7 protein-coding genes and 1 pseudogene are annotated in these 6,588 nt (G+C 39.3%); 7 read left to right on the top strand and 1 reads right to left on the bottom strand.

Features of this window, described 5'->3' with window-relative positions; translation table 11 throughout:
* Positions 1-679: transposase (locus tag ACRCZA_RS06210; protein WP_438673591.1), on the bottom strand; the 679-nt coding region annotated here is incomplete at its 3' end.
* 303 nt (positions 680-982) lie between these two features.
* Here ACRCZA_RS06210 and ACRCZA_RS06205 point away from each other — a divergent pair.
* The 7 genes and pseudogenes from ACRCZA_RS06205 to ACRCZA_RS06175 form a co-directional block, all read left to right on the top strand.
* Positions 983-1,141, top strand: a complete 159-nt coding sequence (locus ACRCZA_RS06205) for a hypothetical protein (RefSeq protein ID WP_438673590.1) — start codon at positions 983-985, stop codon at positions 1,139-1,141.
* Entirely contained in the window at positions 1,141-2,577 is a 1,437-nt protein-coding gene (locus ACRCZA_RS06200) for a lipopolysaccharide biosynthesis protein (protein ID WP_438673589.1), read from the top strand. The genes ACRCZA_RS06205 and ACRCZA_RS06200 overlap by 1 nt, the downstream gene beginning before the upstream one ends.
* A gap of 22 nt (positions 2,578-2,599) precedes the next feature.
* Complete coding sequence (vioA, locus tag ACRCZA_RS06195; protein ID WP_438673588.1) at positions 2,600-3,709, top strand: dTDP-4-amino-4,6-dideoxy-D-glucose aminotransferase VioA; 1,110 nt, start codon at positions 2,600-2,602, stop codon at positions 3,707-3,709.
* 4 nt (positions 3,710-3,713) lie between these two features.
* Complete coding sequence (locus tag ACRCZA_RS06190; protein WP_438673587.1) at positions 3,714-4,283, top strand: acyltransferase; 570 nt, start codon at positions 3,714-3,716, stop codon at positions 4,281-4,283.
* A complete protein-coding gene (locus ACRCZA_RS06185) occupies positions 4,264-5,190 on the top strand; it encodes a hypothetical protein (RefSeq protein WP_438673586.1) in 927 nt (308 codons plus the stop codon). The genes ACRCZA_RS06190 and ACRCZA_RS06185 overlap by 20 nt, the downstream gene beginning before the upstream one ends.
* A gap of 187 nt (positions 5,191-5,377) precedes the next feature.
* On the top strand, positions 5,378-6,220 hold the full coding sequence (locus ACRCZA_RS06180; RefSeq protein WP_438673585.1) for an REP-associated tyrosine transposase: 843 nt from the start codon (positions 5,378-5,380) through the stop codon (positions 6,218-6,220).
* 96 nt (positions 6,221-6,316) lie between these two features.
* Positions 6,317-6,580, top strand: a pseudogene (locus ACRCZA_RS06175) (transposase); the annotation flags it as partial.
* Between the last annotated feature and the right edge of the window lie 8 nt (positions 6,581-6,588).

The following is a 6,588-nucleotide window of genomic DNA, read 5'->3' as shown; positions in this document are numbered from 1 at the left end:
GTTGTTCTATCTGCGCCTCCGTGGGCGCAATATGCAGTGGCTCTTGCGCCGCAATCCGTTGTTTAATACTGGTGAAATCACTGCTTTCCGGTGTATTCGCGATGGCCGCCCGCACCGGATTCAGATCAACATACGCCATACACGCGAGTAGTGCATTTTCAGTTAATAAGGCTTGGCACTTAAAACGCCCTTCCCAAAAGTGGCCTTTGCAGTTGTCCTCGCCATTGGCTTGGCGGGCAATACTTTCATTTAATAAACGCACAAACCAGCTAATCGAATGCAAGCGTTCGCGCCATAGCTCGATCAGTCGTTTTAGCTCGGCTATTTCCAGCGCATCCAAGGGTTCTTGGTTTTGCCAACGGCGAATTAACTGCGGCAAATTAAACAAATGTCCCCAGCGTTCGACGACTTCGCCCTCGGCCCATGCGTGAGCAATCTGCGGTTCAACGCGCAGCACAATATGGTAGTGATTGCTCATCACCGCATAGGCGCAAATGCCAATGGCAAACAGTTGGGATAGTTGCGCGATTTTTGCCACGACCCACTCGCGGCGATGCGCGTAACTTTTTTTGCTTGCGGCATCTTGCCCGCACAAGAAGGCGCGGCGTACACAGCGACTGACGATGTGATAGTGAGTGGTGTCTTCGAGTGAAATTTGACGTGATCGTGGAATGGTCATGGCCGTCTGTCCATGGGGGTGTGGCTGAATGAGTAAAGTAGAGGAGTTGTATTTTGTCAAACAAAGTGGGTGTCCTCGATTCATCCTCATCCTTGTCCTCGATTCATCCTCATCCTCATCCTCATCCTCGATTTGCTCAACTCGCGGCGATGCTCGTAACTTTTTTTGCTTGCGGCATCTTGCCCGCACAAGAAGGCGCGGCGTACACAGCGACTGACGATGTGATAGTGAGTGGTGTCTTCGAGTGAAATTTGACGTGAGCGTGGAATGGTCATGGCCGTCTGTCCATGGGAGTGTGGCTCAATGAGTAAAGTAGAGGAGTTGTATTTTGTCAAACAAAGTGGGTATCCTCGCTCGATTTCCATTCTCAACAAATCAGTGATCTTTGAGCCCAGTAATGACGCGATTTTTCATGCGGTGTCCGTGCAAACAACCCATTTTTACATTGGCAGAGTATTTTAATGTCAGACTTAGCAACCAAAGCAACAAAAGGCCTGAAATGGAGCGCTTTGGAGCGTTTTTTAACTCAAGGCATTCAACTTCTAATCACTTTATATTTAGCGAAATTATTAGGTCCAACTACCTTTGGTTTGGTGGGTATGCTGGCTGTGTTCATTGCCATAGCCAACGTGTTTGTTGATAGCGGTTTTACTTCGGCGTTAATTCGTAAAACAGATCGCAGCGAAAGTGATTTTGTGACAGCCTTTTATTACAACATTGCCATGGCTGCTGTGTGCTATCTTGTCATTTATTTTAGTGCGCCTTTCGTTGCGAATTTTTATAAATTATCAGAATTGCAAACACTGTTGCGAGTATTAGGCTTAACTGTACTGATAAATGCATTCACGTTAATCCCGCGTATTAAACTTAATGTCGCGATGGATTTTAAAACCCAAGCCAAAATATCGGTATTAAGTGTATTGTTTAGTGGGCCAATCGCGATTATATTGGCAATTAAGGGTTTTGGGGCATGGGCTTTAGTTGCTCAATCCATACTCAATGCTAGTTGCGCGACCTTATTATTTAATTTTTTTGCTCCTTGGTTACCGCGAGCCTGTATTACTAAAAAATCTTTTAACTACTTGTTTAGTTATGGCAGCAAATTATTACTATCTGCCTTGCTAGATGTTACCTACAACAATTTATATCAGATGATTATTGGCAAAAAATTCAGTCCTGCAATGGTGGGGCAATTTAGCCAAGCCAATCAATTAGCTAGTGTGCCAACTAGCACTCTTACAGGTATTATTCAGCGAGTCACCTTTCCGTTGTTTAGCCAGCTACAAGGTGACCCAGATAGAATGGTTAATGCCTATCGAAAAACCTTAAAATTATCGGCATTGGTGATTTTTCCACTGATTGTTGGTTTAGGTTTAATTGCTAAACCACTTTTAACTAGTTTATTAGGCGAGCAATGGCAGCAAGCAGCAGAGATGCTCACGGTGTTGTGTTTTGGTTATATGTTATACCCAATCCATGCCATCAATTTGAATTTGTTGCAAGTTACGGGCCGCAGTGATCTATTTTTAAAGCTTGAAGTGATCAAAAAAATTATTGGTTTGATAGTTTTGCTGCTGAGCATTCCTTATGGTGTGCTGGCAATGTGTTCCGGTTTTACTTTTACTTCTTATTTAGCTCTTCTGCTTAACACCTATTACACCGCCAAGTTAACCGATTTAAGCCAATGGCAGCAGTGTAAAGATATTTTACCTATTTGGTTGTCAGTAATTTTTGCTGCGGTCTTGGGCTATGCTGCCGGGTTATACATATCACAAGTATGGTGGCAAATTGGCGTTAACTTGGTCACGGCTTTATTGGTATATGGCGCGTATTTATTTCTGGCACAAAAACCACTCCTGTTGAAATTACGCAATAAAACAGCGCCGCTAACGGTTTGATTATTTTACTTTGGATGTAAACATGACGAATAAAACAATCCCAGTCACTCAGCCATTTTTACCAGAATTAAATGAATTCTTACCTTACCTTGAAAAAATTTGGGATAACCGCTGGTTGACGAATAATGGTCCGTTTCACCAAGAGTTAGAAAAAAAACTATGTGATTATCTAGGTGTTGAATATATTTCTCTATTCAATAATGCTACCATCGCATTAATCACGGCCTTACAGGCTATGCGTATTAGTGGTGAAGTTATCACCACGCCTTACTCATTCGTGGCTACCAGTCACTCCATCATGTGGAATGGCCTAGAGCCTGTGTTTGTTGATATTGACCCCGCTACATTTAATATTGATCCGACAAAGATTGAAGCTGCTATCACGCCGCGCACAACGGCAATTATGCCGGTACACTGTTATTCCAATCCTTGTGATGTTGAAGCTATTCAAAAAATAGCAGACAACTATGGTTTGAAAGTTATTTACGATGCGGCGCACGCCTTTGGTGTTGATTACAAAGATAAAAGTTTATTGCGCTGGGGCGATTTATCAATACTGAGTTTTCATGCGACAAAGGTATTCAATACATTTGAGGGCGGTGCGATTATTAGTCCTGACGCTAAAACAAAGCAACGAATTGATCGTTTGAAAAATTTTGGTATCGCTGATGAATTGACTGTTACCGCGCCAGGTATTAACGGCAAAATGAGTGAAATTAATGCGGCTTTTGGCCTTGTCCAGTTGCAGCATATCGATGAAGCGATGGCACAGCGTGCAGTGATTGATACGCGTTATCGTGCAGCTTTAGCTGATGTTAAAGGAATTTCGCTTTATCAGCATAATCAGCAGGCTAATAGCAATTTTTCTTATTTTCCTATTTTAATCGAAGACGAATATCCATTAAGCCGGAATGAGTTATATGAAAAGCTAAAAAGCAATAACATTTTATCTCGGCGCTATTTTTACCCACTGATTAGTAACATGCCGATGTATCGTGGGTTACCTAGCGCCCTGCAAGATAACTTGTCTAAAGCCAATAAATTGGCCGATAAGGTATTATGTTTGCCAATTTTCCATGAATTATCTCTAATCGATCAGCAGTTAATTATTTCTTTAGTTCAAGAGGCTTGATGGTATGGCTTTTCTTTCTCATGCAGAATTAATTAATATGGGGTTTGCTGATATTGGAGATAATGTACTTATCTCCAATAAAGCATCAATTTATGCGGCCCATCGTATTCGAATTGGTAGCAATGTGCGCATTGATGATTTTTGCGTACTCTCCGCTGGAGAGGGTGGGATTGATATTGGTAGTTATGTGCATATTGCAGTCTATAGTTCATTAATTGGTGCAGGTAAAATAACGCTATCTGATTTTGTAAATATTTCATCTAAAGTTGCTATTTATTCAAGCAATGATGACTACAGTGGTGAATATATGACTAATCCAATGGTACCTAGTCAATATACCAACGTGACACATGCTGATGTGATGTTACATAAGCATGTCATCATCGGGTCTGGGTCAGTAATTCTTCCCGGTGTTACCTTACATGAAGGTGCTGCCGTTGGTTCGCTTTCTTTAGTTACCAAAGATTGCGAGGCATTTGGTATTTATATGGGGGTGCCAGCAAAAAAAATAAAAAATAGAAAAGCAAATATACTAGAGGTTGAGGTTTTGCTGCATGCATCAGTCGATAAATAGAAAGCATAAAATATATATATATTCCCCATCGTATAATGAAAATATTGGCGGAATAATTGCTTTACATAAATTATGCCATACTATTAATTCTATCGGTGGTGATTCTGTATTAGTCCCGACATTTCCTCAATGCAGATCCAATCCTATAAAAAGAATGTTAAAATGGATTAAATGGTTTTTTTTAAATAGTTTTAAGTATAAAACAAACAAGTTATTTAATACACCTGTTGAGCACTGTATATCAAAAAAAGCAAAAGAATATAGTATAGCGCTTTATCCTGAAATCATTAATGGAAATCCCCTAAAAGCTAAACATGTAGTTCGTTGGTTTTTACATAACCCAGGATATCATACGGGAAATGTAGAGTACGGTAAAAATGAAATATATTTTTCATATGGAAGCTTTGGTCTAAATTATGTTCCGAAGCAAGGCTCTATATTGTCAAAAAATAAACTAGAGGTAACCCACTTATTTTTTGATTTATATAACAAACGTAACCTCCCAGAAAAAAAAGAACAAATAGCGTATTGTATTAGAAAAGGAAAAGGTAAAAAAATAGTTCATGATGTAGAAAACTCTATACTAATCGACGGTTTAAGTCACTCAGAAGTGGCAAGTGTTTTGAAGAAATCAAAATATTTTATATCTTATGATGCTTATACGGCATATACGTGGTTCGCAATTTTATGTGGGTGTATTCCAATTATTATACCTGATGATGGTGTAACAAAAGAAGAATGGCATCCTGATGAATCATTAAGATGTGGTATAGCATACGGTTATGATGGGGTAGCATTGGCAATTAGTCAGCAAGAAGAGGCTATTGCCTTTATAAAAAACAAGGAGGAATTAACAAAAAAATCTGTAAAAGTATTCATTGATGACATAAACAAATTTTTCGGATAAGCATAGGGAAATAGGGTCAGGTCTTTCATTTTGCATGATTTAAATTTTTGTTATTCTTATGATGATTGGTGTAAATAACAGGAGATTCATTATGAGAAAAATAATTGGGTCAGGTCTTTCATTTTGCATGCTTTAATTTTTTGGTTATTCTAATGATGATACGTGTAAATCACACAGGGGATTCATTATGAGCAGGCCATTGCGATTAGAATTTGCAGGTGCGTTGTATCATATCACTGCGCGAGGGAATGAAAGAAAGGCCATTTATTTTGAAGAGGGCGATTTTGAGCTGTATTTAGATATTCTTGATGCGGTCTGTTCGCAGCGCAATTGGATTATTCATGCCTATTGTTTGATGGATAATCATTACCATCTTTTGCTGGAAACACCTGATGGTAATTTAAGCAAAGGAATGCGTCAGTTAAATGGCGTTTTTACTCAGGCGATGAATAAAAAACATCATCGAGTTGGGCATATTTTCCAAGGGCGTTATAAAGCAATTTTAGTAGATAAAGAAGTGTATCTATTAGAGCTTTGCCGTTATATTGTGCTGAATCCACTGCGCGCTAAAATGGTTGATAAACTCGAAGATTGGCCTTGGAGTAGTTGGTCATTTACCATCGGTAAAAATAAATCACCTGATTGGCTGGCAACTGATGCTATTTTGAGTTGTTTTGGTAATGACCGAGTCAGTGCAATAAATGCGTACATAAGGTTTGTTGAAGATGGCTTGAATCGATGCGTTTGGAATGACCTTAAACACCAAATATATCTTGGCGATGAAGAATTTGTTAAAAAGCACCAAGAGTTGCAAGACCTGTTAGTTGGCGATTTATCAGAAATCCCATTAAAACAGAGACGTTTAGTGCCAAAGGCATTATCAGAATACCAACAAATTTTTACCACGCGTGATGAGGCAATTATTCAATCCTATCGTTCAGGTGGATATACCTTAAAACAAATTGGAGAATATTTTGGCATCCATTATTCATTAGTTAGCCGGATTGTTGGAAGAAAAATAACACCATAAAATGAATGTTTTATGGCGGAAGTCAAAATGAAAGACCTGACCCCATTTTTTTCTTTTAGATAGTTTAGCTATTTAGCTAAGAAGCTAGATGGCCAAACCCCCACTTTTGTTGTGCTCGATAATGCGAGTATTCATCACCATATCGACCATGAGCACCTCAATCGGTGGTTTTTACAGCACTATATGTTGCTAGTTTTTTTGCCTGCGTATAGCCCTGAGCTCAATTTAATCGAAATGGTCTGGCGCGAAGCGAAGCATCGTTGGCAGCGTTTCATTGCTTGGGGCAAGGAAACTTTCGATGAAAAATTAACCTGTATGCTTAATGGTTATGGCACTGAGTTTACAGTTAATTTTTCTTGAGCACTTAA

It is taken from the genome of Shewanella sp., from assembly GCF_051658185.1.
In the GTDB taxonomy this organism is placed as follows: Bacteria; Pseudomonadota; Gammaproteobacteria; order Enterobacterales; family Shewanellaceae; genus Shewanella.
The sequence above is the reverse complement of the archived record's forward strand: the minus strand, read 5'-3'. Positions and strand labels throughout refer to the sequence as shown.

What these genes read in the sequence shown, in the direction of transcription:
- ACRCZA_RS06200 (WP_438673589.1), top strand. Translation starts at nt 1,141, where the DNA reads ATGTCAGACTTAGCAACCAAAGCAACAAAAGGCCTGAAATGGAGCGCT.
- ACRCZA_RS06190 (WP_438673587.1), top strand. Translation starts at nt 3,714, where the DNA reads ATGGCTTTTCTTTCTCATGCAGAATTAATTAATATGGGGTTTGCTGAT.
- ACRCZA_RS06205 (WP_438673590.1), top strand. Translation starts at nt 983, where the DNA reads ATGAGTAAAGTAGAGGAGTTGTATTTTGTCAAACAAAGTGGGTATCCT.
- ACRCZA_RS06185 (WP_438673586.1), top strand. Translation starts at nt 4,264, where the DNA reads ATGCATCAGTCGATAAATAGAAAGCATAAAATATATATATATTCCCCA.
- vioA (WP_438673588.1), top strand. Translation starts at nt 2,600, where the DNA reads ATGACGAATAAAACAATCCCAGTCACTCAGCCATTTTTACCAGAATTA.
- ACRCZA_RS06180 (WP_438673585.1), top strand. Translation starts at nt 5,378, where the DNA reads ATGAGCAGGCCATTGCGATTAGAATTTGCAGGTGCGTTGTATCATATC.